This window comes from Actinosynnema sp. NPDC053489, assembly GCF_044544865.1.
Lineage (GTDB): Bacteria > Actinomycetota > Actinomycetes > Mycobacteriales > Pseudonocardiaceae > Actinosynnema.
In genome coordinates, this window is sequence record NZ_JBITXT010000011.1 from 55,575 (window position 1) to 80,081 (window position 24,507).

27 protein-coding genes are annotated in these 24,507 nt (G+C 73.3%); 20 read left to right on the plus strand and 7 right to left on the minus strand.

The genetic code is table 11. The features are described 5' to 3' along the window. Positions 1 to 28: 28 nt before the first annotated feature. Positions 29 to 634, minus strand: coding sequence for an RNA polymerase sigma factor (locus ACIGNX_RS24315; protein WP_396542986.1), 606 nt, complete (start codon positions 632 to 634; stop codon positions 29 to 31). A gap of 380 nt (positions 635 to 1,014) precedes the next feature. Between ACIGNX_RS24315 and ACIGNX_RS24320 the strand changes: the two genes are divergently transcribed. The 5 genes from ACIGNX_RS24320 to ACIGNX_RS24340 all read left to right on the plus strand — a co-directional run bounded on the left by ACIGNX_RS24320 (position 1,015) and on the right by ACIGNX_RS24340 (position 6,128). Then, positions 1,015 to 1,668, plus strand: a complete 654-nt coding sequence (locus ACIGNX_RS24320) for a copper homeostasis protein CutC (protein WP_396542987.1) — start codon at positions 1,015 to 1,017, stop codon at positions 1,666 to 1,668. Positions 1,669 to 1,775: 107 nt separating this feature from the next. Then, positions 1,776 to 3,053 carry an extracellular solute-binding protein gene (locus ACIGNX_RS24325; protein WP_396542988.1) on the plus strand — a complete coding sequence of 426 codons (1,278 nt, stop codon included), beginning with the start codon at positions 1,776 to 1,778 and terminating at the stop codon, positions 3,051 to 3,053. Continuing rightward, positions 3,053 to 3,940 (plus strand): carbohydrate ABC transporter permease, encoded by an 888-nt coding sequence (locus ACIGNX_RS24330; RefSeq protein WP_396542989.1) that lies wholly within the window; start codon positions 3,053 to 3,055, stop codon positions 3,938 to 3,940. The genes ACIGNX_RS24325 and ACIGNX_RS24330 overlap by 1 nt, the downstream gene beginning before the upstream one ends. Beyond that, positions 3,937 to 4,782: a carbohydrate ABC transporter permease gene (locus ACIGNX_RS24335; RefSeq protein ID WP_396542990.1), complete on the plus strand. Its 846-nt coding sequence runs from the start codon at positions 3,937 to 3,939 to the stop codon at positions 4,780 to 4,782. The genes ACIGNX_RS24330 and ACIGNX_RS24335 overlap by 4 nt, the downstream gene beginning before the upstream one ends. Then, positions 4,779 to 6,128 carry a beta-N-acetylhexosaminidase gene (locus tag ACIGNX_RS24340; RefSeq protein WP_396542991.1) on the plus strand — a complete coding sequence of 450 codons (1,350 nt, stop codon included), beginning with the start codon at positions 4,779 to 4,781 and terminating at the stop codon, positions 6,126 to 6,128. Before ACIGNX_RS24335 ends, ACIGNX_RS24340 begins: the two co-directional genes overlap by 4 nt. Before the next feature lie 5 nt (positions 6,129 to 6,133). On the opposite strand, the gene ACIGNX_RS24345 is transcribed toward ACIGNX_RS24340, so the two are convergent. Together ACIGNX_RS24345 and ACIGNX_RS24350 are read right to left on the minus strand one after the other, a co-directional pair. Then, positions 6,134 to 6,355: a PspC domain-containing protein gene (locus ACIGNX_RS24345; protein WP_396542992.1), complete on the minus strand. Its 222-nt coding sequence runs from the start codon at positions 6,353 to 6,355 to the stop codon at positions 6,134 to 6,136. Between the two features lie 72 nt (positions 6,356 to 6,427). After that, a complete protein-coding gene (locus ACIGNX_RS24350; RefSeq protein WP_396542993.1) occupies positions 6,428 to 6,811 on the minus strand; it encodes a hypothetical protein in 384 nt (127 codons plus the stop codon). Between the two features lie 9 nt (positions 6,812 to 6,820). On the opposite strand from ACIGNX_RS24350, the gene ACIGNX_RS24355 reads away from it, so the two are divergent. The 9 genes from ACIGNX_RS24355 to ACIGNX_RS24395 all read left to right on the plus strand — a co-directional run bounded on the left by ACIGNX_RS24355 (position 6,821) and on the right by ACIGNX_RS24395 (position 13,025). Further along, positions 6,821 to 7,084, plus strand: a complete 264-nt coding sequence (locus ACIGNX_RS24355) for a helix-turn-helix transcriptional regulator (RefSeq protein WP_396542994.1) — start codon at positions 6,821 to 6,823, stop codon at positions 7,082 to 7,084. A gap of 82 nt (positions 7,085 to 7,166) precedes the next feature. Further along, complete coding sequence (locus ACIGNX_RS24360; RefSeq protein WP_396542995.1) at positions 7,167 to 8,273, plus strand: XdhC family protein; 1,107 nt, start codon at positions 7,167 to 7,169, stop codon at positions 8,271 to 8,273. Positions 8,274 to 8,367: 94 nt separating this feature from the next. Beyond that, on the plus strand, positions 8,368 to 8,538 hold the full coding sequence (locus ACIGNX_RS24365; RefSeq protein WP_396542996.1) for a hypothetical protein: 171 nt from the start codon (positions 8,368 to 8,370) through the stop codon (positions 8,536 to 8,538). Continuing rightward, on the plus strand, positions 8,535 to 9,635 hold the full coding sequence (locus ACIGNX_RS24370) for a CapA family protein (RefSeq protein WP_396543189.1): 1,101 nt from the start codon (positions 8,535 to 8,537) through the stop codon (positions 9,633 to 9,635). The genes ACIGNX_RS24365 and ACIGNX_RS24370 overlap by 4 nt, the downstream gene beginning before the upstream one ends. Before the next feature lie 229 nt (positions 9,636 to 9,864). After that, entirely contained in the window at positions 9,865 to 10,047 is a 183-nt protein-coding gene (locus ACIGNX_RS24375; RefSeq protein ID WP_396542997.1) for a hypothetical protein, read from the plus strand. A gap of 46 nt (positions 10,048 to 10,093) precedes the next feature. Continuing rightward, on the plus strand, positions 10,094 to 10,786 hold the full coding sequence (locus ACIGNX_RS24380) for a hypothetical protein (RefSeq protein ID WP_396542998.1): 693 nt from the start codon (positions 10,094 to 10,096) through the stop codon (positions 10,784 to 10,786). After that, positions 10,783 to 11,688, plus strand: a complete 906-nt coding sequence (locus ACIGNX_RS24385) for a DUF6895 family protein (protein WP_396542999.1) — start codon at positions 10,783 to 10,785, stop codon at positions 11,686 to 11,688. Before ACIGNX_RS24380 ends, ACIGNX_RS24385 begins: the two co-directional genes overlap by 4 nt. Then, complete coding sequence (locus ACIGNX_RS24390) at positions 11,685 to 12,704, plus strand: serine hydrolase domain-containing protein (RefSeq protein ID WP_396543000.1); 1,020 nt, start codon at positions 11,685 to 11,687, stop codon at positions 12,702 to 12,704. Before ACIGNX_RS24385 ends, ACIGNX_RS24390 begins: the two co-directional genes overlap by 4 nt. A 111-nt stretch (positions 12,705 to 12,815) precedes the next feature. Then, positions 12,816 to 13,025, plus strand: coding sequence for a hypothetical protein (locus ACIGNX_RS24395; RefSeq protein ID WP_396543001.1), 210 nt, complete (start codon positions 12,816 to 12,818; stop codon positions 13,023 to 13,025). Here the strand turns inward: ACIGNX_RS24395 and ACIGNX_RS24400 are convergent. Both ACIGNX_RS24400 and ACIGNX_RS24405 read right to left on the minus strand, forming a co-directional pair. Then, positions 12,985 to 13,944: an o-succinylbenzoate synthase gene (locus tag ACIGNX_RS24400; RefSeq protein ID WP_396543002.1), complete on the minus strand. Its 960-nt coding sequence runs from the start codon at positions 13,942 to 13,944 to the stop codon at positions 12,985 to 12,987. The genes ACIGNX_RS24395 and ACIGNX_RS24400 overlap by 41 nt on opposite strands. Before the next feature lie 39 nt (positions 13,945 to 13,983). Further along, entirely contained in the window at positions 13,984 to 15,645 is a 1,662-nt protein-coding gene (locus ACIGNX_RS24405; RefSeq protein ID WP_396543003.1) for a DNA repair helicase XPB, read from the minus strand. A gap of 212 nt (positions 15,646 to 15,857) precedes the next feature. On the opposite strand from ACIGNX_RS24405, the gene ACIGNX_RS24410 reads away from it, so the two are divergent. From ACIGNX_RS24410 to ACIGNX_RS24420, 3 genes are all read left to right on the plus strand, one after another. After that, positions 15,858 to 16,523: a hypothetical protein gene (locus ACIGNX_RS24410; RefSeq protein WP_396543004.1), complete on the plus strand. Its 666-nt coding sequence runs from the start codon at positions 15,858 to 15,860 to the stop codon at positions 16,521 to 16,523. A gap of 121 nt (positions 16,524 to 16,644) precedes the next feature. Further along, positions 16,645 to 17,463, plus strand: coding sequence for a hypothetical protein (locus tag ACIGNX_RS24415; protein ID WP_396543005.1), 819 nt, complete (start codon positions 16,645 to 16,647; stop codon positions 17,461 to 17,463). Between the two features lie 60 nt (positions 17,464 to 17,523). Continuing rightward, positions 17,524 to 17,994, plus strand: coding sequence for a hypothetical protein (locus ACIGNX_RS24420; protein WP_396543006.1), 471 nt, complete (start codon positions 17,524 to 17,526; stop codon positions 17,992 to 17,994). On the opposite strand, the gene ACIGNX_RS24425 is transcribed toward ACIGNX_RS24420, so the two are convergent. Next, positions 17,940 to 18,320, minus strand: coding sequence for a hypothetical protein (locus ACIGNX_RS24425; RefSeq protein ID WP_396543007.1), 381 nt, complete (start codon positions 18,318 to 18,320; stop codon positions 17,940 to 17,942). The two genes, ACIGNX_RS24420 and ACIGNX_RS24425, sit on opposite strands and share 55 nt — an antisense overlap. A 384-nt stretch (positions 18,321 to 18,704) precedes the next feature. Between ACIGNX_RS24425 and ACIGNX_RS24430 the strand changes: the two genes are divergently transcribed. Then, positions 18,705 to 19,181, plus strand: a complete 477-nt coding sequence (locus ACIGNX_RS24430; protein WP_396543008.1) for a hypothetical protein — start codon at positions 18,705 to 18,707, stop codon at positions 19,179 to 19,181. A 111-nt stretch (positions 19,182 to 19,292) separates the two neighbouring features. On the opposite strand, the gene ACIGNX_RS24435 is transcribed toward ACIGNX_RS24430, so the two are convergent. Further along, the gene (locus ACIGNX_RS24435) at positions 19,293 to 20,159 is read right to left on the minus strand and encodes an ABC transporter substrate-binding protein (protein WP_396543009.1); all 867 of its coding nucleotides are present in this window, start codon (positions 20,157 to 20,159) and stop codon (positions 19,293 to 19,295) included. 556 nt (positions 20,160 to 20,715) lie between these two features. On the opposite strand from ACIGNX_RS24435, the gene ACIGNX_RS24440 reads away from it, so the two are divergent. Next, entirely contained in the window at positions 20,716 to 24,084 is a 3,369-nt protein-coding gene (locus ACIGNX_RS24440) for a nitrate- and nitrite sensing domain-containing protein (protein ID WP_396543010.1), read from the plus strand. Next, positions 24,081 to 24,500 carry a roadblock/LC7 domain-containing protein gene (locus ACIGNX_RS24445; RefSeq protein WP_189221129.1) on the plus strand — a complete coding sequence of 140 codons (420 nt, stop codon included), beginning with the start codon at positions 24,081 to 24,083 and terminating at the stop codon, positions 24,498 to 24,500. Before ACIGNX_RS24440 ends, ACIGNX_RS24445 begins: the two co-directional genes overlap by 4 nt. Positions 24,501 to 24,507 lie beyond the last annotated feature (7 nt).

Genomic DNA, 24,507 nt, shown 5'->3' on the forward strand with positions numbered 1-24,507 from the left:
CTGCGGTCATCGCGCGGGTCGATGTCGTTCACCGCGATCCTCCTTCCGCGTCGAGATGTGTGCGCAACGCGGTCAGGCAGCGACCCCGGGTGGGGCCGATGCTGCCGCGCGGCATGGACAGTGCCTCGGCGACCGCGCGGTACTCCGCCCGGCCGGCCAGCACGGTGAGCCGCAGAAGCTCCTGGCACTTCTGCGACAAACGGCCGAACGCCCGCCACAGCCGGTGGTCCCGGTCGTCGACCAGGGCGGCGTCCTCGGGCAGGCCGTACTCGCTCTCCAGTTGATCCGCCAGCTCGTCGCTCAGCGCCGCTTCGCGGCGAGCGGGCGTCCAGGTCCGTTGTGCCTCGCGGCGGGTCGCGACGACCAGCCAGCCGGCCAGCGCGCGCGGTTCGACCAGCCGGTCGAGGTGGCGCAGCAGCGCGAGCCACACCGTCTGCACCACGTCCTCCGCGGTGCTGCGGTCCAGCCCGTGCCCGCGGGCGACGTGCCACACCAGCGGCGTCAGGTCCGCGACCAGCGCGTCCAACGCCCGGCGGTCCCCGTCCCGCGCGGCGACGACGCAAGCCGCGTGCCGGTCGGTCCCGTCGAGACCCTCCCACGGTGGGCGCTCACCGGCCGTGCGCAGTTCTCCCACGTCGTCACCTCCTTCTCGGCGTCCCCCAGCCGAAGCTGATCGTCACACACGTTCCCCAGGGCCGGCGCGGCGGCGGTCCGCGGTGCCCCCCTCGCACCGCGGACCGCCCTCCCCCCATCGCCGGTGGCGTCCGATCGGCACCCCTCGAAGCCGACCGACCGCCACCCCTCCTCCCCCCAGCGGCTTGCCGCCCGTCCGCGCACCGCCGCGCCGGGCCCACCTCGTCGACGCCGGGCGGGTTGGCGCTCATTCGCTCTCCTGGTTCGCGGTCGCGGACCGGTCACTAGGTAAGGAGTGGGTAGTTCTACGCGAGATACATCGGCCCGCCTTAACAGTTCACCGACCGCGTCCGCGCCGGTCCGACGGCTATGGTCCAGACCATGCTTGAGGTCATCGCACTGGACGCCACCGACGCCGAGGCCGCGCAGGCCGGTGGCGCGGACCGGCTGGAACTCACCGTCGACATGGCCGCGGACGGGCTGACGCCCCCGGTCACCGTGCTCCGCGACGTGCTCTCCGCGACCGACCTGCCGGTCCGGGTCATGCTGCGCGACGCGCGGGGCTTCGCGCCCGGCGACCTCGACGGGCTGCGGCGCGACGCGGCGGCGCTGCGGGAGGCGGGCGCGTCGGAGTTCGTGCTCGGCTTCCTCGACGCCGACGGGCGGGTGGACGAGGCGGCGTGCTCGGCCCTGGTGGCGGAGCTGGACGGGTGCGCGTGGACGTTCCACCGCGCGCTGGACAACTCGGTGGACCCGGAGGCGGCGTGGTCCGCCGTCGGCGCGCTGGGCTGCGACACGGTGCTCGCGGCCGGCAGCCCGCGCGGGGTCGCCGACGGCTTCGACGTGCTGGAACGGCTCGCCGCGCGCCAGGGCGACGTGCGGCTGCTCGTGGGCGGCGGGCTCAAGGCCGAGCACGTCGCGCCGCTGAAGGCCGTCGGCGTCACGGGGTTCCACGTCGGCGGCGCGGTGCGCCCAGGCGGGTGGGACGCCCCGGTGTCCGCCGACGCGGTCCGCACCTGGGCGAATCTGGTCTAGACCGCTTGCCGATGCGGACATTAGCATCGCCGTTGCTCCCCATGAAATGGCCGTTGCGAAATACGCAATAAGTAGCCGGGGTGCGACACACCTGAAAGGCGGGCGAGATGCGGTTCGCAGCAGCAGCAGCCGTGGTGGGCGCCGTCGTGCTGGCCGGGTGCGCCCCGGTGCAGTCCGGTCCGGCGCCCGCCGGCGGCGACGAGCAGTCGGGGCAGCTCCGGGTCTGGCTGTTCGACGAGGTCAACCGCGCCCCGAAGGAGGCGGTCGTCAAGGAGGCGATCACCGAGTTCGAGCAGGCGCACCAGGGCGTCACGGTCGACGTCCAGTACATCCAGGTGCAGAGCCGCGCGGAGCGGTTCAAGGCCGCGTTCAGCGACCCGCAGAGCGCGCCCGACGTCGCCGAGTTCGGCAACACCGACCTGGCGGGCTACGTCGCGGGCGGCGGGTTCGCCGAACTCGACCTCGGCGGCTGGGCGGACTCGAAGGACCTGCTGCCCGCCGTCCTGGACACCGGCAAGGTGGACGGCAAGGTCTACGGCGTGCCCTGGTACGTCGGCGTGCGCGCGCTCTACTACCGCACCGACGTCTTCCAGGAGCTGAACCTCCAACCACCGGCCACGCTGGACGAGATCGCGCCGCTGGCCCGCCGGATCCGCGCCGCCAAGCCCGACCTGCTCGGCATCTCCGCGGGCGGCAAGTACACCTACGGCGCGATGCCGTTCGTCTGGGCCAACGGCGGCGACATCGCCCGCAGGGACGGCGACAAGTACGTCGCCGCCATCGACAGCCCCGAGTCCAAGGCCGGCCTGCGCCAGTACACCGAGCTGATCGCCGAGGACATCTGCCCGCCCGCCCAGTGCGCCGGCAACGGCGGCGACGCCAGCGTCGAGGCGTTCCGCGCCGGCAAGGCCGCGATGGTCGTCGGCGGCGACTTCAACCGCAAGTCCGTCGACGCCTCCGCCGCGGCCGGCAAGTACGCCGTCGTGCCGCTGCCCGGCAAGAAGGCGGGCGAGATCGCGCCCGCGTTCGCCGGCGGCAACCTCCTCGGCGTCCTGAAGGGCAGTCAGCGCAAGACCCTGGCCAACCAGTTCCTGCAGCTCCTGGGCGGCAAGGAGTACCAGCGCAAGATGTTCGACGCGATGGGCAACCTGCCGACGTTCGGCGACGTGCAGGCCGAGGTGGCCAAGGCCAACCCCGTGCTGGAGCCGTTCACCAGGACGTTGAACGCGGGCACGCGGTTCGTGCCGGTCACGCCGAACTGGGCCAAGATCGACGCCCAGGCCGTGCTGCCGACGCTGCTGCAGCAGGTCGCGACCGGCGGGGAAGGGCTGGACCAGGCCGCCGCCCAGGCCGCCACCCAGATGAACGCCGCCTTCTCCTCGTGATGCGGACCGCCAAGGGCGACGGGCGGATCGCGTACGCCTACCTCGCCCCGGCGCTGCTGGTCCTGGTCGGGCTGATGGGCTACCCGATCTACCAGCTCGTGCTGATCTCCCTGTTCGACTACGGCCAGGAGCAGGTCAGCGGCGGCGCGCCGCTGACCTTCCTGGGCCTGGGCAACTACGCGCACCTGCTGTCGCAGCCGAAGTTCTGGTCCGTGCTCGGGCAGACGGTCGGGTTCGCCGCCGTCTGCGTGGTCGGCACCCTGCTGGTCGGCGCCGCGCTCGCGGTGCTGGCCACCAGGGTCCGCACGTGGGCGCGCACCACGCTGTTCCTGGCCGCCCTGGGCGCGTGGGCCACGCCGACCGTGGCCGGGTCGACGATCTGGCTGTTCCTGTTCGACGCCAACTTCGGGTTCGTCAACGAGGTCCTCGGCACCACCGGGCTCTCCTGGACCTACGACAAGTGGCTGGCGTTCGGGCTGGTCGCCGCCCAGGTGATCTGGTGCTCGTTCCCGTTCGTCATGGTCACCCTGTACGCGGGGATCAAGGCCATCCCCGGCGAGGTGCTCGAAGCCGCCGCGCTCGACGGCGCGAGCACCCGGCGGACCGCCACCGCGGTGATCCTGCCGCTGCTGCGACCGCTGCTGATCGTGGTGACCATCCAGTCGATCATCTGGGACTTCAAGGTGTTCACCCAGATCTACATCATGACCAACGGCGGCGGCATCGCCGGCCGCAACCTCGTGCTCAACGTCTACGCCTACCAGCAGGCGTTCGCCGCCTCCGAGTACGGCCTCGGCGCGGGCATCGGCGTGGTGATGACGGCGTTGCTGCTGCTGATCACCCTCGGCTACCTGCGGGCGCTGCGCCGCAGCGGGGAGGCGCTGTGAACCGGCGGGTGTCGCGGGGCGTCGCCGAGGGCGTCACCGTCGCGGTCGCGGCCGTGGTGGCGTTCCCGCTGTACTGGATGGCGCTGACGGCGTTCAAGCCCGAGGCGGAGATCTTCTCGGCCGACCCGCGGCCGTGGACGCTCGCGCCGACGCTCGACAGCTTCACCCGCGCGCTGACCGTGCAGAACTTCGGCCGCTACCTGCTCAACAGCGTCGTCGTGGCGGTCGCGGTGGTGCTGCTGAGCCTGCTGATCTCGTTCCTGGCGGCCACCGCGCTGACCAGGTTCCGGTTCCGCAGCCGCACCACGCTGCTGGTCATGCTGCTGGTGGTGCAGATGGTGCCGGTCGAGGCGCTGACCATCCCGCTGTTCTTCCTCATGCGGTCGGTGCGCGACGTGGTCCCGGTGTTCGGCCTGAACCACCTCGGCTCGCTGGTGCTGGTGCACCTGGCGTTCAGCCTGCCGTTCGCGATCTGGATGCTGCGCGGGTTCGTCGCCGCCGTGCCGGTGGAGCTGGAGGAGGCCGCGACGCTGGACGGCGCGTCCCGGTTCCGGTTCCTGTGGCAGGTGCTGTTCCCGCTGGTCGCGCCCGGCCTGGTGGCGACGAGCGTGCTGTCGTTCATCCACGCCTGGAACGACTTCCTGTTCGCCAAGACCTTCATCATCTCGGCGGCGGAGAACCAGACGCTGCCGCTGGCGCTGCAGGTGTTCGTCAAACCCGACCAGAACGACTGGGGAGCGATCATGGCAGGATCGACGTTGATGACGATTCCGGTGCTGGTGTTCTTCATCCTCGTGCAGCGGCGGCTGGTCGCGGGCCTCGCCGGGGCGGTGAAGTCGTGATCCTGCCCCGTCCCGTGTCCTTCACCCGCGGCGCGGGTGAGGTGCCGTTCGACGGCACGTTCCAGGTCGAGCGCGTGGCCGGGCCCGCCGAGGGCTACCGGCTGTCGGTGTCGGCCGACGGCGTGCGGGTGAGCGCCTCCGACGACGCGGGCGAGTTCTACGCCCGGCAGACGCTGCGGCAGCTCAGCGGCCCGGCGGCGTTCCGCGCCGTGCCGCCGGGCGCGGTGGCGCTGCCCGTGTGCGAGGTCGAGGACCACCCGCGGTTCGCGTGGCGCGGCGTGATGCTCGACGTGGCGCGGCACTTCCTGCCCAAGCACGACCTGCTGCGCTACGTCGACCTGCTGGCCGTGCACAAGCTGAACGTGCTGCACCTGCACCTGACCGACGACCAGGGCTGGCGGTTCGAGTCGCGCCGCTTCCCCCGGCTGCACGAGGTCGGCGGGTGGCGGCCCGACTCGCGGTTCGGCGACCGGCGCTCCGGCGGCACGGCCGGCCGGCCGCACGGCGGCTACTACACCCAGGACGACCTGCGGGAGGTCGTCGCGTACGCGGCGCAGCGGCAGATCACCGTGGTGCCGGAGATCGACGTGCCGGGGCACAGCCAGGCGGCGATCGCGGCCTACCCGGAGCTGGGCGTGTCCGGCGGCGGCGTGTGGACGGACTGGGGCGTCAACCCCAACGTCCTCAAGGCCGACGAGTCGGTGGTCGCGTTCTACCGCGAGGTGTTCGACGAGCTGCTCGACGTCTTCCCGTCCGAGGTGGTCGGGCTGGGCGGCGACGAGGCCGAGGGCGGTGACGGCCGGTTCGTCCGGCGCATCGCCCAACACCTGCACCAGCGGGGGCGGCGGCCGTTCGGCTGGGACGAGGTGCTGGGCGTCGGCCCCCTGCCGACCCGCACGGTCGTCGCCGCGTGGCGCGACGAGCGGGCCGGCCTGACCGCCCTGGACCGCGGCCACGACGTGGTGATGTGCCCCGAGCGGCACCTCTACCTGGACTACCGGCAGTCCGACCACCCCGACGAGCCGATCCCCGTCGGCACCGTCACCACGCTGGAGGACGTCTACCGGTACGAGCCCGCGGCGGCCGACCGGGTGCTCGGCGCGCAGGCGAACCTGTGGACCGAGCACCTCGACTCGCCGCGGCGGCTCGACTACGCCGCCTTCCCCCGGCTGAGCGCGTTCGCCGAGGTCGTGTGGAGCCCCGCCGAGCGCGACGAGGCGGAGTTCCTGACCCGGCTGGTCGAGCACCACCTGCCGCGGCTGGACGCGCTCGGCGTCGAGTACCGGCCCCTGGGCGGTCCCCGGCCGTGGCAGGCGCTGCCGGGCGTGCCCGGCTTCCCCCGGTAGCGCGGTCAGCCCTCCTCGGGCACCAGGAGCCAGGCGGCGAGGTAGAGGACCGCGCCGGCCCCGAACCCGAGGAGGGTGGCCGCGACCAGCACGATGCGGATCAGCGCCGCGTCCACGCCGAGCAGCTCGGCGACGCCGCCGCACACGCCCGCGACCATCTTGTCGGTCCGGCTGCGGCGGAGCTTCTTGACCTTGGCGGTGGCTTCGGTGAGCACGTCGTTCGTCATGGCTCAAGAGTGCGCCGCGGGGGCCGTTCGGGGCATCGGGGACGCACCCTGACTTCCCCCGGACCCGCGTCCTCAGGGTTCCACCAGCACTTTCCCCCTGAGGTCGCCGGCCTCGGCGCGGCGGTGGACCTCGGCCAGGCCGTGCCGCTCGGACACGTCGACCACCACCGCGCCCCGGTCCACCAGGGCGACGAGCGCGGCGAGCCGGTCGCGGTCGAAGCGGGTGACGAAGTGGGCGTCGGGCGCGTCGCCCCGGGTCGCCGAGACGACGAGCCGGCCCGCCCGCGCCTCGGCTCCGACGCCCTCGTCCCCGCCCTGCTCGACGCGCTGCTGCTCTACCTGCTGCGCGCCTGGTTCACCGGGTCCGACCGCGCCACCGGCTGGGCCGCCGCCCTGCGCGACCCCGTCACCGCGACCGCCCTGCACCACCTCCACCTCCACCGCGACCCCGCCCACCGGTGGACGGTGGCGGGGCCGGCCGCCGCGTCCGGCCTGTCCCGCGCGCCGTTCGCCAAGCGCTTCACCGCCCTGGTCGGCCAACCGCCCCCGACCTACCTGACGTGGTGGCGGATGACCACCGCCGCCCGCCTCCTGCGGGACACCGACGCGTCGCAGGCCGCCATCGCCGGCCGCGTCGGCTGCACCTCGGAGTTCGCGTCCGCGGCCGCGTTCAAGCGCACCCACGGCACCCCGCCGGGCCGCTACCGGCGCGCACATCCGACCACGTGACGCCGGCTCGCCACCGCCGGGTGGTGTGCCCGGCCGCACGACCGGGAGCACAATCGGGTCATCCCGCTGGAGGAGGTCCGACGTGCGTGATGTCCTCGCCGAACTGGCCCGCCGCGTCGACCGGGGTGAGACGGTCGGCGTCGGCACGGTGGTGGCCACGTTCAGCTCCGCGCCGCGGCCGCCCGGTGCGGCGATGCTGGTCGGCGCGGACGGGGCGGTCGTCGGCAGCGTCTCCGGCGGCTGCGTGGAAGGCGCGGTGTACGAGCTGGCGCAGGAGGTGGTCCGGGACGGGCGGCCCGTGCTCCAGCGGTACGGCGTCGGCGACGACGACGCGTTCGCGGTCGGGTTGACGTGCGGCGGGGTCATCGACGTCTACGTGGAGCCGGTGGACAAGGGCTCGTTCCCCGAACTGCCCGAAGTCCTCGAGACCGTCCGGGCGCGGGAGCCGGTCGCGGTGGCCACGGTGGTGGAGCACCCCGAGTGGGTCGGCCGGCGCGTGGTCGTCTGGCCCGACCGCGCCGCGGGCGACGTGCCGTCCGCCAGGGCGCGTGACGCGATCACCGACGACGCGCGCGGCCTGCTCGCCGCCGGGCGCAGCGGCACCCTGCACTACGGGCCGGACGGGCAGCGGCGCGGCGAGGGCCTGGCCGTGTTCGTGAACTCGTTCGAGCCGCCGCCCCGGATGCTGGTGTTCGGCGCGATCGACTTCGCCGCCGCCGTGGCCAGGCTGGGCACGTTCCTCGGCTACCGCGTCACGGTGTGCGACGCGCGCCCGGTGTTCGCCACGGCCGGCCGGTTCCCCGAAGCCGACGAGGTGGTGGTCGACTGGCCGCACCGCTACCTCGCCGCGCAGGCCGAGGCGGGCCTGGTGGACGAGCGCACGGTGGTGGCCGTGCTGACCCACGACCCGAAGTTCGACGTGCCGCTGCTGGAGGTCGCGCTGCGCCTCAAGCTCGGCTACGTGGGCGCGATGGGATCCCGCCGCACGCACGACGACCGGCTGCGGAGGCTGCGCGAAGCGGGCGTGACCGAGGGCGAGCTGGCCGGGCTCGCGTCCCCGATCGGCCTGGACCTCGGCGCCCGCACGCCGGAGGAGACGGCGGTGTCGATCGCCGCGGAGATCATCGCGCTGCGCTGGGGCGGCGGAGGTGAGCGCCTGACCCGCACGGACGGCTCCATCCACAGGTGAGGGGTCGTCCACACCGGGCGGCCGGGCCGCTCGGATCGTGGACGAGTTCGCGCAATGCCTGGCGAGCGGGCCCGCGCCGGCGGAAGCTGAGGAGGTGACGCCACCCCAGACCGCCGCCAGGCCGCACCTGCGAGCCGTGCCGGACGAGCCGCTCGACCTGGTCGACCCGGCGGGCGCGCCCGTCCTCAAGCGCGTGTCGGCGGTCCTGGCCGGGCTGCTGGTGGTGGTGCTGCTGGTGCGCGGGTTCCGCGGGCGGCACCGCTGAACGCGCGCGGCGGGCGGCCGGTCCTCGGGCTGGTCGCCTGCCTCGTCGTGCTGGTGGCGTGCACCGGGTCGCCGGTCGTGACCACCTCGCCGCGCGCGCCCGCGACAACCACGTCGTCGGCCGCGCCGGAGTCGCCGTCGTTCACGCTGGCCGCGGGTGGCGACATCCTGATCCACCCGGCGCTGACCGAGCAGGCCGACGCCGACGGCGCGCGCAACTTCGTGCCGCTGCTGGAGGGGCTGCGCGAGGCGATCGCGGCGGACGTGTCGATCTGCCACCTGGAGACGCCGCTGTCCGCGCCGGGCGCGCCGACCTACGGCTACCCGGCGTTCAGCGCGCCGCCCGAGGTCGCGTCGGCGTTGAAGGAGATCGGCTACGACAGCTGCTCCACCTCGTCCAACCACACCCTCGACCGGGGCGCGCCCGCGATCAGGACGACGTTGGACGTGCTGGACGCCGCCGGGCTGAAGCACACCGGCTCGTTCCGCTCGCCCGAGGAGTCCGCGACGCCGTTGCTGCTGGACGTGGGCGGGGTGAAGGTCGGCCACATCGCCTTCACCTACGGGTTCAACGGCATCCCGCTGCCGCAGCCGTGGATGGCGAACCAGCTGTCCACCGAGGGCGTGCTGGCCGCGGCACGCGCGGCCAAGGCGGCCGGCGCGGAGGTCGTGGTGGCGAGCCTGCACTGGGGCGACGAGTACCGGCACGAGGCGACGCCGCAGCAGAAGGAGATGGCGCGGGCGCTGCTCGCCGACCCGGCGGTGGACCTGATCATCGGCACGCACGTGCACGCCGTGCAGCCGATCGAGCAGCTCAACGGCAAGTGGGTCGTCTACGGCATGGGCAACGAGGTGGCCCGCCACTCCGAGCCGCGCGGCATCACCGAGGAGGGCATCGTCACCCGGTTCAAGTTCGTGAAGGGACCGTCCGGCTGGGCGGTGGCGCAGGCGTCCTACGTCCCGACCCTGGTCGAGTTCGGGCCGCCGATCCGCGTGGTCGACCTGACCCGCGTGCCCGCCAACCCCCGCCGCACCGAAGCCCTCACCCGCACGGACGGCGTCGTGCGCAGCCTCGGCGCGGCCATCGGCCACCCCTGACCCCGAGCGGCCGGTTCGGGGAGGCGTTGTGGTCCCCCCGGCGGGCGGTGACGCTCCGGAACCGTTGGGGTGACACGGAAAACCACTTGTCACCCGTACGGGTATTACCGGCCGGGATCGGGCCCCGAACGAGGATGGGAGCGCCCGTCTGTGCTGCACTCGAGGGGCGGACACGCACAGGCAGCCACGGCGACGAACGTCGTGACGCCCACTGTGGAGGGAGGCTCCAATGCCTGTTCACACCACCACCCGCACGGTCGCCACACCGGCGGACGTCGAGCAGCTCGGCGCGCTGGTGGCCGAGCCGGAGTGCGCGCTGACCGACCCGCCGCTGCACGTGCCGAACGCGGCAGGCGTGCTCCTCGCGCTGCTGCTCCTCTCGACCGGGACGCCGAAGGAGCCCCGGAAGTAGGCACGCGGTTCGGCGGACATCCACGGCGGATCGGCGAGGAGGGACTGTGGACGCGTCGTCCTGCGCGAGCGACGCCGCGGACCTGGCCGGTCGGGTGCTCGGCGCACTGCGGGGAAGCGGCGGAGCGGGTCTGGCCGACTTCCTCGACTCGTGCGCCGACCCGACCGCCGGGCTCGGCGCGGTCCGGCTGGTGGGCGCGGACGTCTTCCTGCCGCACGTGGTGCTGAACCACCCGTTGACGCCCCGGGACGCCGAGGTGGTCGCCGCGTCGTTCGAGGTCTTCCCGCCGATCACCGAGCCGGTCGCGCCGGCGCAGCGGGTGATGGCCTGGCACGACTGGTCCACGGTCTCGGTGCTGGCCCGGCTCACCGGGGACGTGCCGGTCACCTCGCCGGCGGACCCGGACGCGGTGCTCGGCCCGGTGCGGGACTGGGTGCGCTGGTCGGGGGCGGTGGCGCAGCTCTCGGCGTTGGCGCAGCCCGGTGCGACCGGCCCGGTGGTGGACGCGGTCGTGGCGCAGCCGTTGGCGCTGTGCCGAGGCGCCGTTCGGACCGTGCTGCGCCGGGACTTCGCCACCGCGAGCCGGATGGCCCGCTGGGTCGCCCTGGCGCACGCCGGCGGTGCCCGGCTGCCGGTCGACCCGGTGCTGCTGGTCGAGCACGTCGAACCGCGGGTCGGCGCGGAACCGCGACGGCTGCTGGACCTGGCCGTCGCCCGTCACCTCGTGGAGGCGGCGTGAACGCCGTGGTCCGCCTCGCGCACGACGTCTCGGCGGGTGCCCTGGGCTGGCTGCACGCCAATCACGGCCTGGGCGGGTTCGAGGACGACGCCACCGCCGACCTGGACGACCCCGACGGCGTCTACAAGCCGGTGGCCGAGTTGGCGCTGGCCGCGTCGCTGGTGCTGCGCGAGGGCGTGGCCGGGACGGCGGAGCTGCGGGCGGCGCGCGAGCTCATGGGCTACGCCTGGGCGCAGCTGCGCGAAGGCGACCTGCTCTACGAGCGCCAACTGCGGCACGCCGTGCTCACCGACCCGTTGGAGACCTACGCCCCCCACGCCCGCGGCGGCCTGCGCCACGAGGCGCTGGAGCAGCTCCTCGACCGGGCCTCGGCGGCGGACGCCCTGATCGAGGTGTTGCCCAACCGCCGGTTGGCGGTGGCCAACGCCCACCGCGTCGTGGGCACCCGCCGCGACGACGACTTCCCGGCCATGCTCCGGCAGACGTGGCTGGGCCGCACGACCCAACCGTGGGCGATCGACTGGTACACCGCCTACTGCATGACGCACACCGTCTTCCACATCACCGACTGGAGCGCGCTGCCGGGTGGACTGCCGCCCGACGTGGTCGAGTACCTGGGCAACTGGCTGCCGGTGTGGTGCGAGGTGTGGGCCGAGGCCGGCCAGTGGGACCTGCTCGGCGAGCTGCTGGTCGTGGGCGCGTGCCTGCCCGAGCCGTGGTGCGACCGCACGACGTGGGAGGTGTTCGCCCGCGCCCAGCACGCCGACGGGTTCGTGCCCCGGGACGCCGAACCCGTCGACGACGACCCGCGGCAACGCTTCCTCGGCCACCAGCACACCGCCGTGGTGGCCACCATCGCCGGCACGCTGACCGTGTCCCGACTGCTCGGCGGGGGCAGGTGAGAGACCTCGTCGCGGACCTGCCGGCCGCCGCGCCCGGTGCCACGGGCGTCGCGGTCGCGTTCCGCCAGGGCGATGACGAGCTGGTCCTGGTCGGCGGCACGACCGGCCGGGCCGATCCGCGCCCGGTCACCGGGCGCACCCGCTTCGAGGTGGGTTCGCTGACCAAGACGTTCACCGGCCTGCTGCTCGCCGAGATGGCCGACCGGGGCGAGGTGGACCTGTCCGACCCCGTCCGGCGTCACCTGCCGGTGGGCGCGGTGCCGCACCTGGGCCGCGAGGTCACCCTGGAGCGCCTGGCCACCCACACCGCCGGCCTCCCGCGCCTGCCACCGGGGTTGCCGGCGCGTGCCGTGCCGCACTGGCGCACCAACCCCTACCGCGGCTTCGGCGCCGCCGACTTCACCGCCGCGCTGCGCCGCACCCGGGCACGAGCGCCCGGCCGGTACCGGTACTCGAACTTCGGCGTGGCGCTGCTGGGCGAGGCGTTGGCCGGTGCGGCGGGCCGGCCCTACCCCGAACTGCTGGCCGAACGGGTGCTGCGCCCGCTGGGCTTGGACGACACCGACTGCTCCACATCCCCCCAGGTCACCGGTCACCTGCGCGGACGTCCCCGACCACCGTGGGAGATACCCGGCATGCCCGCCGCCGGGGCGTTGCGCTCGTCGGCGCTGGACCTGCTGCGCTACCTGACCGCCCACCTGGTCCCGGTCACCGGGCCGCTGGGCCGGGCCGCCGCGGAGGCATCGCGGCCGCGGGCGTCGGCCGGTGACCACGAGGTGTGCCTGGTGTGGAACCTGCGCCGCCGGCAGGGCCGTGAACTGCTGTTCCACTCCGGAGGAACCCGGGGTTGCACGGCGTTCGCCGCCTTCAGCCCCACCACCTCGACCGTTTTCGTCGCCCTGGCCAACGCCGGCCCGACGGTGGGCGCGTCGTTCGTGCGACGCGCCTACGAAGCCGCCTGGTCACTGGTGTGTCGAACCTCCGGGCCCCGCGTGTCGAACACCCGGGACCCCTGAGTTCGACGCTCAGGACCGATTCCTCCCAGCGCGTCCGCCGGTCCGCACCTCCGACACCACGATCGGGGAGGCACGACCACGGCGAGCGAGCGGTCGGCGGCGGTGCGGGCGATGTACGAGCGGTGGACGGTGGACCGGCTCAACGGGCGGCCGATGGACCCGACCACCGCCAACAACCACCCGACCACCGCCAACAACCACCCGGCCACCTGCACCCACCACCGCGGCGGACCGTGGGGCATGGCCGTCCTGACCGCCACCAGGACCGGCATCGCCCGCCTCACGGCCTTCCCAGACCCCGCCCTCGTCCCGCCGCCCTGACCCGGTCCAGCCGTGCGGTCCAGTGGGCGGTGGTGGTGGGGGAGGCGGGGTGGTCGGTGAAGCGGTCCGGTTCCGGGGCCCGGGTCGGGACGGGCAGGTGGCCGTCCACCGGGACCAGGGAGTCGGTGGTCACGTCGCCGGCCAGCAGGGGCAGGGTGCCCAGGCCGCACGCGAAGTCCAGCTCCGGCAGGGCGGCGGCCAGGGCCAGGCCCGCCGCCATGCCGACGGAGGTCTCCACCGCCGACGACACCACGCACGGCAGGCCGCACGCCTCGGCCACGGCCAACGCCCGCCGCACGCCGCCCAGGGGTGCGACCTTGATCACGGCCACGTCCGCCGCACCCGCCACCGCCACCTTCAACGGGTCCTCGGCGCGCCGGATCGACTCGTCCGCCGCGATCCGCACGTCGACCCGCCGCCGCACGGCCGCGAGCTCCTCGATCGACGGGCACGGCTGCTCGACGTACTCCAGGCCGCCCGCCGCGCGGTCCAGCTCGCGGATCGCCGTGACGGCCGTGTCGACGTCCCACGCCATGTTCGCGTCGACCCGGATCGCACCGGACGGGCCCAACGCGTCACGCACCGCCTCGACCCGCGCCAGGTCGTCCGCCGGCGGTGTGCCGGGGTCGGCCACCTTCACCTTGGCGGTGGCGCAGCCGGAGCGGGCGACGATGTCGTGCGCGCGTTCCGGGGAGACGACCGGAACCGTGCAGTTGACCGGGATCCGCGAGCGGACCGGCGCGGGCCAGCCCTGTTCGGCGGCCTCCAGCGCGCACGCCAGCCAGGGCACGCACTCCTCGTCGGAGTAGTCGAGGAACGCGCAGAACTCACCCCACCCCGCGGGCCCTTCCAGCAGCACGCCCTCGCGCACCGTGATGCCGCGGAACCGGTTGCGCATCGGGATCGAGTAGACCAGCACGCGCCCGAGCTTAGAGCGGGCCGGGCGCGGTGCGCCGGGTCAGCCGACCTCGGGCAGCTTCGGGCCGAGCAGGTCGTCGGCGTCCACGATCCGGTAGGCGTACCCCTGCTCCGCCAGGAACCGCTGCCGGTGCGCCGCGTAGTCGGTGTCCAAAGTGTCCCGCGACACGACCGAGTAGAAGTGCGCCTGCCGCCCGTCGCCCTTGGGCCGCAACAACCGGCCGAGCCGCTGCGCCTCCTCCTGCCGCGACCCGAACGTGCCCGACACCTGCACGGCCACCGACGCCTCGGGCAGGTCGATGGAGAAGTTCGCCACCTTCGACACCACCAGCGTCCGCAGCTCGCCGCTGCGGAACCGGTCGAACAGCGCCTCGCGCTCCTTGTTCTTCGTCGAGCCCTGGATCACCGGCGCGTCCAGCGCCTCGCCCAGCGCCTCCAACTGGTCCAGGTACGCCCCGATGACCAGCGCCGGCTCGCCCGGGTGCCGGTCCAGGACGGCCCGCACCACCGGCAGCTTCGTCCGGGCCGTGGAGCACAGCCTGTACCGCTCCTCCGGCTCGGCCGTCGCGTACTCCAGCCGCTCGTGGTCGGTCAGCGTCACCCGCACCTCGGTGCACTCGGCGGGCGCGATCCAGCCCTGCGCCTCGATGTCGCGCCACGGCACGTCGTACCGCTTCGGCCCGATCAGGGAGAACACGTCGCCCTCCTGGCCGTCCTCGCGCACCAGCGTCGCGGTGAGACCGAGCCGCCGCCGCGACTGCAGGTCGGCCGTCATCCGGAACACCGGCGCCGGCAGCAGGTGCACCTCGTCGTAGACGATCAGGCCCCAGTCGCGCGAGTCGAACAGCTCCAGGTGCTTGTACTCGCCCTTGGACTTGCGCGTGATCACCTGGTAGGTCGCGATGGTGACCGGCCGGATCTCCTTGCGCTCGCCGGAGTACTCGCCGATCTCGTCCTCGGTCAGCGTGGTCCGCGCGACGAGCTCCCGCTTCCACTGCCGACCGGCCACGGTGTTCGTCACCAGGATCAGCGTCGTCGCGCCCGCCTCGGCCATCGCCGCCGCGCCGACCAGCGTCTTGCCCGCGCCGCACGGCAGCACGACCACGCCCGAGCCGCCCGCCCGGAACGCCTGCGCCGCCCGCCGCTGGTAGTCGCGCAGCTCCCAGCCGTCCTCGACCAGGTCGATCGGGTGCGCCTCGCCGTCGACGTACCCGGCCAGGTCCTCCGCCGGCCAGCCGATCTTGAGCAGCAGCTGCTTGAGCCGGCCGCGCTCGCTGGGGTGCACGACCACCGTGTCGTCGTCGACCCGCGCGCCGAGCATCGGCTTGACCTTCTTGTGCCGCAGCACCTCCTCCAGCACCGCGCGGTCCAGCGAGTTCAGCACCAGGCCGTGCGCGGGGTGGTTGGTCAGCTGCAACCGTCCGAACCGGCCCATGGTGTCCACCACGTCGACCAGCAGCGGCTGCGGCACCGGGTAGCGGGAGAAGCGGACCAGCGCGTCGACCACCTGCTCGGCGTCGTGCCCCGCCGCGCGCGCGTTCCACAGCGCCAGCGGGGTGATGCGGTAGGTGTGCACGTGCTCGGGGGCGCGTTCGAGCTCGGCGAACGGCGCGATGGCGGTGCGCGCGTCGTCCGACAGCGGGTGCTCGACCTCCAGCAGCAGGGTCTTGTCCGATTGGACGATCAACGGGCCGTCGGTCACGGGGCAGCGCTCCTGTCGGTCGGTGTCGGGTCCAGTGTGCCCACCGGCCGCAAGTCGACTGCGGACGGTGTGCGTCCGGGCACCCGACGCTTACGGACTCGGTTCGGTAAAGGCGCGCACGTCCATGTGGCGCAGCGGATAGCGTCCCTGCGCCCCCACCGCGACCCAGCGCGCGGAGGTAGGGGGCCCTCCCCGGATGAACGAAGGTCATCATGAGCACGGACATGCCCGCGTCCGCACCGCAGTACCCGAACGGGCCGCAGTACCAGGGTGCGCCGCAGTACCAGGGCGCGCCCCAGTTCCAGCAGGGCGGCGCCCCGCAGCACTACAACGCGCCCCCGCCCCAGCAGATTCCCCCGGCACCGAAGAAGAAGAGCGTCCTCGCGCGCATCGCGTCGGCGATCATCGGCCTCGTGGTCGCCGGCGTGGTGATCTACGGCATCAACTACTTCACCAGCGACGCCGCCCAGTCCAAGGCGGGCGACTGCGCGAGCCTGACCGGCACCACCACCAAGCCGGACTTCAAGACCGTCGACTGCGGCTCGGCCGACGCCAACTACACCGTCGGCAAGGTGCTGGGCTCCACCACCGAGTCCTGCGGCACCGACGGCTACGACGAGTACACCGAGACCGCCCGCCGCGGCCCGGACTCGAAGCTCTGCCTGGTGCCCATCCTGGCCGAGGGCAAGTGCTACGACATCGACGGCAACAGCACGCAGATGGGCTACCCGCCCGTCGACTGCGGCAAGTCCGGTGTGTACAAGCTGGTGAAGCTGGTCAAGGACAGCGCGGACGAGAGCGCGTGCACCGACAGCCTGCCGCTGGTCTACCCCGAGCCGAAGACGACGTTCTGCTTCGCGCCGGCCGAGGGCGCCTGACGCGGGTGCGCGTGACGCCGGCGCACCGGCGTCACGCGCACCTCCGGCACGGCTGATCCACCTCGCGGCACGCGTGGCGTTACCGTCAGGAACGTCACGCACCCGTGCAGCGAGGATGACCATGAGCAACGAGCCGAGCCGACCCGCCGACGACGTGCCGACCGGGGGCGACCCCTCCGCGCGTCCCGACGTGCCGCCCGCCGACGCCGAGCGCATCGCGGCCGCCCGCGAAGCGGCCGCGTCGGCCGGGCAGCAGCAGCTCTCCACCCCCGCGTCGACCGGCCTGGGCGGGGGCGGCGCCGACGCCGAACCCGCGCCCGAGGCCGGAGGGGCGGCCCGGGACCAGGCCGTGTCGGGCAACGAGCCGATCACCCCCGCCGGCCCGGCCGCCGTGCCGGGCGCGCGTCCCACGCCCGACGACGACCCCGCCGCGAACCCCCGCCGCGACGGCCGCCGCATCCTCATCGCCGTGCTGGTCCTGGTGCTGCTCGGCATCATCGCCTTCGGCGTGTGGTCGCTGACCCGCGGCGGGTCGCACGCCGAGGCGGGCGACTGCGTCAGCGTGAGCGCCCAGCAGGACGACCGCGCCGACGTCGAGACCCAGGACTGCTCGACCGACCAGGCGTCGTTCAAGGTCGGCAAGGTCCTCGACGCGAGCGACGCCACCTGCCCCGAGGACGGCCTCTACACCGAGATCGTGCCGACCGACGACGCGGGCGACGGCTACAAGCTGTGCCTGCTGCCCAACATGGTCGAGGGCGGCTGCTACAAGGCCGACGAGGGCACCGGCTTCGTCAAGACCGCGTGCTCCGGCCCGGAGACCATCAAGGTGACCAAGGTCGTCAAGGGCTCCGCCGACCTGGCGGCGTGCCCGGACGGCGCGGGCATGGCCTACCCGGAGCCGGCCGTCACGTACTGCCTGGAGCCCGCCGAGATGTGACCCGCCACGGGCGGGTGAACGTGCTCAACCCGCCGTGCGGCCGTGCCGATGTCCTGGACCATGCGGAAGATCGGGTTGGGCGTCGGCGCGGTCGCGGTCGTGGCGGCGGGCGCGTTCGCGCTCGCGCTGCTCGGCGGCGGCGGTGACCGCACCCCCGCGCCGGGCGGCTGCGCGCACGTCGAGCGGGTCGAGGAGGGCGCGGCGTACAAGGTGCTGGACTGCACGGCGACGGACGCCAACGTGCGCGTGGCCAAGGTCGTGGACGACGCCTCCGAGTGCCCGCGGGGCGGCGCGCCCTACACGATCTTCAAGCGCTCGGACACGCTGTGCCTGATGCCGAACTTCGTGGAGGGCGCGTGCTACCGGGGCGACCGCGCGGCGGGGATGAAGAGGGTCGACTGCACGACCGCCCAGGCGATCCGCGTGGCGGGCGTCACCCGTGAGCCCGCGGAGTGCGCGAACGGCAAGAAGCTGACCTACGTGGAGCCCGCCGTCACGTACTGCCTGGTCCCCGCGTCCGACCCGCGCTGAGCCGGGTGCGCCCGCCGGGCGCGCGGGGGTACGTTCCGCTCGATCGTTGTCGAGAGGAACGCCAGGTGACCACGCCTCCCACCCCACCCCACGACCAGCCGCAGGGCTTCCCGCCACCCCAGCCACCGACCCGGGGTCCGCAGTCGTCGCCACAGGGCTTCCCGACCGCCCCAGCCGACCCGCCGCAGGACGCCGCGCCGCAGGACGCCGCGCCGCACCACCCGCAGCCCGGTTGGCCGGGTCGGTCCCACCAGCCCGGCGGAGCCGAGCACCCCGGCTTCCCCGGCGAGTACGGCGCCCCGGCGCACCCCGGCCAAGCGCCCCACCTGGATCAGGCTTCCCCCGCGGATCAAGCGCCCTACCCGGCGCAGCCCTCTTACCCGGACGAGGCCCTCCACCAGGCCCAGGCTCCCCACCCCGGTCAAGCCGCCTACCTGGGCCAAGCTCCCTACCCAGGCCAGGCTCCCTACCCAGGCCAACTCCCGTACCCGGGCCAACCGCCGTACCCGGGCCAATCGCCGTACCCAGGTCAACCGCCGTACCCCGGCCAAGCCCCCTACCCGGGCCAAGCCCTCTACCCGGGCCAAGCCCTCTACCCGGGCCAAGGGCCGTACCCGGGCCAGCCGGGTCAGTTCGCCCCGGGTTACCAGTCCCCGCTGCCGCCGCCGCCCGCCAAGGGCACCTCCCGCGGCGCGAAGGCGTTGGTCGCCGTGGTCGCCGTCGCGGTCGTCGGCATCGTCGTCGCGGGCATCGTCGCGAACCTCAACGGTCCCGCCGGGGCCGAGGCGGGCGACTGCATCAAGGTCGTCTCGGCGAGCGTCACCGACGCCGACGTCGAGAAGGTCGACTGCTCCTCGCCCGAGGCCGCCTTCAAGGTCGCCGCCAACCTCGACAGCAGCGCCGACTCCTGCCCCGAGGGCGACTACGCCGAGTACTCCGACAGCGGCGGCCGGCGCAGCGACGGGTTCAAGCTCTGCCTGATGCTCAACGCCGCAGAGGGCGAGTGCTTCAAGCAGGAGGGCTCGATTGTGGCCGCGAAAACGACCAAGGTCCCCTGCGATTCGAGCGCGACCTACAAGGTGGGCAAGGTCGTGACCGGGCGCGCGGACGAGAACGAGTGCGAGAGTGGCGACACCGTGTCCGTTTACTCACAGCCCGCTACGACGATCTGCTTGGTCGAAGCCTGATCCGTCTGCGCACGGTGACGTGATCACCACGGATCGAGTTCCACGTGAGGCGGAAATCGAAAGAATCAGGGGGTCTTCCATTGTGGAAGACCCCCTGTTCACAACGCAGCGTCAGTTCGTGGTTCCGGGCGGCAACAACCCGCCGACGTCCAACCGCTCCGGCAGCACCTCTTCGGTGTCCATCATGTCCGCGACCCGCTGGAGCCGGACGGGGTTGAGCGACAGCGGGAACGTGCCCACCGATACCAGCGCGGCGGTCCGCTGGTCGACGTCCATGTAGCCGGTCAGCGCGTTCTGCACGGACAGCTTGTCGTTCGACGCGGCCTCCTGCGCGTCCCGCAGGACCTGCCGGAACAGCGCCAGCGTCCGCGGGTTGCCCTCGGCGAACTTCTTGCTCGACGCGTACCCGGACATGGGGAAGTCCTTGGTCGGGCCGACGGCGGTGTCGGTGAGGATCCGCGCGCCCGACCCGCTCTGCGCCTGCGTGATGTAGGGCTCGGTCATCCACGCCGCGTCGACCTGCTTGGCCTCCATCGCCGTCACCATCTGCTCGAACGGCATTTCGACGGGCCTGATCCGCTGCTTCTCGACCCCCGCCGTCTTCAGCACGGCCTTGGTGGTCAGCGCGCCGACGTCACCGGACGACGGCACGGCGATGCGCGGGCTGGGCAGCTTGCCGGGGCTGTCGTAGTTCTGGTCGAGCGTCACCAGCGCCATGGTGTTCGCGCCCGCCTGGTACGCCTCGCCCTGGAGCTGCAGCTGCGCGCCCTCCGCGAAGCTGCGGAACAGCGTGACGTGCGTCGCCCAGGTCAGGTCCAGCGTCGTGTCGAGCTGCTTGATGCCCTCGTCCTCGCTGTTCAGCGGCACGAGCTGCACCTGGAGGCCGGCCTTCTCGAACAGCTTGTTGTTGAACGCCAGGCGCAGCGGCGCCACGTCCACGACCGGCAGCACGCCGATGCGCAGCGTGCTGCGTTCCACGTCGGGGCGGCTGTTCCCGTCGGTGCCGGGGATCAGGCCGCACGCCGTCAAGGTGGCGGCACACGCGAACAACGCTGCCGCACGTCGCAGAACACGCGCTGGGGTAGGCATGGCACCTCTCGCCGGGACGACCTCAGAGGGCGGGGTCTTTTGATCAACGAATTTGTCGACGAACTAGTCGATGTCCGGGATGGTAACCACCCAGAGGTATGAAACGACAGCCCTGCTCCGATACGGTGAGTGCTTCCGGAGTCTTCCCCGGGGCTGGGCTCGACCACTACGCTCCCCGCCTGGTGGCACAGGTCGTCGCAGACCGTCGTGTCCCGGGCACGGAGCGCGGTGACTAGCCGGCACCACCGCTCCTGTGCTGCAATTCGGCCGATTTCGAGTCCATGCTTCGGTCCGCGGGGGAGAGGCCGGGGAACACTGCTGCCGGAAGAGGAAGCCCAGGGTGGCCCGTCGAGAGAGAGGTCCCAGCCAGTCAGGCGTGGGGATTCCACCGCGCTCCGAAAGGCCCGGAACGGGTGACGGGTTGGCTGCGCTGAGTGATGGAACTGTGACCGAGTCAACGGGTACCGGGAACACGGGTTCGACGTCGGCCGAGCGGGACCGGCCGACCCGCACGGCCGGCTGGCGGCTGCGCAACTGGCGGCTGCCCACCAAGCTGACCGCCGTCCTGCTGATCCCGACCGTCGCCGCCGTGGCGCTGGGCGGGCTGCGGGTCAACTCCGCCCTCGGTGACGCGGCCGACCTCAACCGCCTGGCGAACCAGATCCAGCTGGAGTCGGCCGTCGCCGACCTGGTGCAGCAGTTGCAGCGCGAGCGCGACCTGAGCGCGAGCCACGTCGCCTCCGGCCGGCAGCTCGACCGCGTCGTCCTGGACCGCCAGCTGCGGCGCGTCGAGGACACCGTGCAGGCCCTCAACGCCAAGATCGCCGACCTCAGCGCCGACCTCGACGACGAGGTGGTCACCCGGTTCCGCCGGGCCTCCAGCCAGCTCGACCGGCTCAACAGCCTGCGCAACGCCGTCCGCGAGACGAAGTACCCCTCCGACGCGGTCCTGCGCACCTACTCCGAGTCGGTGGAGAGCCTCCTCGACCTCGGCGAGCAGGCCATCGCGGGCATCAACGAGCCGGAGCTGGTGCGGCTGCACCTGGCCGCCAACGCGATCGCCCGCATCAAGGAGCAGGAGTCGCGCAAGCGCGGCATCATGCTCGACGTCTTCCAGCGCGGCGGCTTCGGCCCGGGCCAGGAGCGCCAACTGCTGGCCGCGAACGCCGAGCTGGACGCCGCCCGCAACGACTTCCGCAAGTCCGCGACCCCCGACCAGGCCAAGATCTACGACGACACCGTCACCGGCCTGATCGTCGACACCGCGAACGACATGCAGGAGACGGCGCTGAACCTGGCCGCGGCCAGGCAGCCCATGACGTCGCTGCGCCCGGAGAAGTGGGACATCGCCTCCACGCTGACGGTGAACCTCACCCGGGACGTGGAGAACCTGCTGCTGGAGCAGCTGCAGAACCGGACCGACGAGCTGACCGGCGCGGCCCGCGCGGCGGCGTTCCGCGACTCCGGCATCGTGCTGGGCGCGCTGCTGCTGGCCCTGGTCATGGCGCTGTTCGTGGCCCGCTCGATCCTCACCCCGCTGCGCACGCTGCGCCGCACCGCGCTCGGGGTCGCAGACCACGGCCTGCCCGAGGCGGTCGGCCGCATCCTCGCCGACCCGAACCCGCAGGAGGCGGCGAAGACGGCCATCGCACCGGTGCCGATCACCACCCGCGAGGAGGTCGGCCAGGTGGCGCGGGCGTTCGACGCGGTGCACGGCGAGGCGGTGCGGCTGGCCGCCGAGCAGGCGCTGCTGCGCGACAACGTCAACTCGATGTTCGTCAACCTGTCCCGCCGCTCGCAGGCCCTGGTCGAGCGCCAGCTGAACCTGATCGACCGGCTGGAGCAGGACGAGCAGGACCCCGACCAGCTCGCCAGCCTGTTCGAGCTCGACCACCTCGCCACCCGCATGCGGCGCAACAGCGAGAACCTGCTGGTCCTGTCCGGCACGGACCTGTCGCGGAGGCTGACCCGCCCGGTCCCGGCGGCCGAGGTGCTGGGCGCCGCGGTGTCCGAGGTCGAGCAGTACGCCCGGGTGCAGGTCGGCCAGACCCCGGAGCTGACCGTCCAGGGCCGCGCGGTCAACGACCTCGTGCACCTGATCGCCGAGCTGCTGGACAACGCGACCGCGTTCTCCGACCCGGTGACCAAGGTCACCGTCCGCACGGCCCGCACCCGCAAGGGCGAGCTGGCGATCGAGATCCAGGACCGCGGCGTGGGCATGGGCGAGCAGGAGCTCGCCGACGCCAACCAGCGGCTGGCCGACCCGCCGGACGTGGACGTCGCGGTGTCCCGCCGCATGGGCCTGTACGTGGTCGCGCGGCTGGCCAAGCGGCACGACATCAAGGTGCGGCTGCGGTCCAACGAGGACATCGAGGGCGGGACGACGGCGCTCGTGCTGGTGCCCGACACGCTGGTCTCCTCGCCGGGCGCCGCCGGCTCCCCGCTGGGGACCGAGCCCGCACCCGCGTTCGGCGACTCGGCGTTCGGCGACCCGGGCCTGGTCGGGTCGGGTCTGGGCGGTTCGGGTCTGGGCGGTTCGGGTCTGGGCGAGTCCGGGTTCGGGTCGCCGGCGCAGCGCGCCTCCGGCATCGCGGGCGCGTTCGGCACCGGCACGCTGTCCCGCCTGGACGAGGACGCCGGCTTCCCGAGCATGCCCCGCGTCGACGACGAGCCGGCGTTCCCGGTGAGCTTCGTGCAGGGCGAGGGCGAGCACGACCCGGCCCGCGTGCCCGCGTTCGGCGAGGCGGCGGCGTTCGGGCAGGCGCCCGCGGAGACGCCCGCCGAGGTGTCGCGGCCGTGGGTCGAGGCCGGCTCCGAGCGCGACGTCGAGCGGGAGCCGGAGGGCTCGTTCGGCGAGCCGACCCTGTTCACCGCCTACGAGGACCGCGACCAGCACGACACCGCCTACGAGCACGGCTTCGAGACGACGCAGTTCGCGCCGGTGGACAGCGGCTTCCTGGTCGACCCGGAGCCCGAGCCGGAGCCGGAACCCGCGCGCCGCAACGGGTTCGCGCCCGCGGCCGCGGAGGTCGAGCGGGACCTGGACGCGCCCACCGAGCGCCTGCCGATCTACGAAGCCGTCCTGTCGCAGTGGTTCCAGGCCGTGGGCAGCGAGACGTCGGCGGCGACGGCGCAGGCCGTGCCGCCCGCCCCGGCCGCGGCGGAGTCCGAGCCGCAGGCCGAGTCGGGCCTGCCGACGCGCCGCCCGCGCCCGGTGCCGCCGGTCGCGCCCACCACGTCCGAGGACCAGCTGCCGCAGCGGGGCCTGCTCGACTCGGGCCGCGCGGCCGTGCCGAGGCGCGAACTCGACGGCGGATCGCCGCCCCAGCGGGGCGAGGCGACGACCGGGCGCGCCGAGGGCACTAGTCTGACCGAGGGCGGGCTGCCCAAGCGGCAGCCCGGTTCGCCCAACAACCTGCCCAAGCGCGCCGCGGAGGTGTCCCGCGTGACCGAGCCGGAACCGGTCGCCGAACCCGAGCCGGTCGCGGCCGCCGCCGAGTCGGTGTGGGAGTCCCCCGCCGACGAGGGTTGGCAGGCGGCACAGGCCCTGTTGAACAAGGCCCCCGAGACCACGACACAAGCGGGGTTGCCCAAGCGGGTGCCCAAGGCTCAGCTTGTGCCGGGATCCGCCGCGCCGAAGCCGACCACGGCGACGGAGCGGCAACCGCAGCGGACTTCGCTGCCACCACGATCGGCTGACGCGATCCGTGGACGCATGTCGAGTCTTCAGCAGGGCGTCCGTCGAGGGCGACACGCGTTGATCGACGCTTACGCTGGTGACATGTCGAGCCGGCAAGACGAGGAGCAGGAGTGACGACCGCAGCTCAGCCAGGCAGCTTTGGTTGGCTTATCACCGACTTCGTGCGCCGGGTTCCCGGTGTCGCACATTCCGTGGTCGTGTCGGCGGACGGGCTACTGCTCGCCGGCTCGCAGGGCCTGCCCCGCGACCGCGCCGAGCAGCTGTCCGCCGTGGCATCCGGGCTCGTCAGCCTCACGGCGGGCGCGGCGCGGTGCTTCGAGGCGGGCGCGGTGAACCAGACCGTGGTCGAGATGGAGCGGGGTTACCTGTTCCTGATGTCGATCAGCGACGGTTCGTGCCTCGCCGTGCTCGCGGCGCCCAACTGCGACATCGGGCTCGTCGCGTACGAGATGACGTTGCTGGTCGAGCGCGTGGGCCAGCAGCTCACCCCGGAGCTGCGCGCGCAGCTCCAGGGCGTGGTTCGGCGGTAGATCCTCA

Excerpts from the sequence above, each read along its gene's own strand:
- ACIGNX_RS24415 (WP_396543005.1), top strand. The coding sequence starts at position 16,645 with ATGAGCAACGAGCCGAGCCGACCCGCCGACGACGTGCCGACCGGGGGC.
- ACIGNX_RS24375 (WP_396542997.1), top strand. The coding sequence starts at position 9,865 with ATGCCTGTTCACACCACCACCCGCACGGTCGCCACACCGGCGGACGTC.
- ACIGNX_RS24410 (WP_396543004.1), top strand. The coding sequence starts at position 15,858 with ATGAGCACGGACATGCCCGCGTCCGCACCGCAGTACCCGAACGGGCCG.
- ACIGNX_RS24320 (WP_396542987.1), top strand. The coding sequence starts at position 1,015 with ATGCTTGAGGTCATCGCACTGGACGCCACCGACGCCGAGGCCGCGCAG.
- ACIGNX_RS24420 (WP_396543006.1), top strand. The coding sequence starts at position 17,524 with ATGCGGAAGATCGGGTTGGGCGTCGGCGCGGTCGCGGTCGTGGCGGCG.
- ACIGNX_RS24345 (WP_396542992.1), bottom strand. The coding sequence starts at position 6,355 with ATGACGAACGACGTGCTCACCGAAGCCACCGCCAAGGTCAAGAAGCTC.
- ACIGNX_RS24325 (WP_396542988.1), top strand. The coding sequence starts at position 1,776 with ATGCGGTTCGCAGCAGCAGCAGCCGTGGTGGGCGCCGTCGTGCTGGCC.
- ACIGNX_RS24330 (WP_396542989.1), top strand. The coding sequence starts at position 3,053 with ATGCGGACCGCCAAGGGCGACGGGCGGATCGCGTACGCCTACCTCGCC.
- ACIGNX_RS24395 (WP_396543001.1), top strand. The coding sequence starts at position 12,816 with ATGTACGAGCGGTGGACGGTGGACCGGCTCAACGGGCGGCCGATGGAC.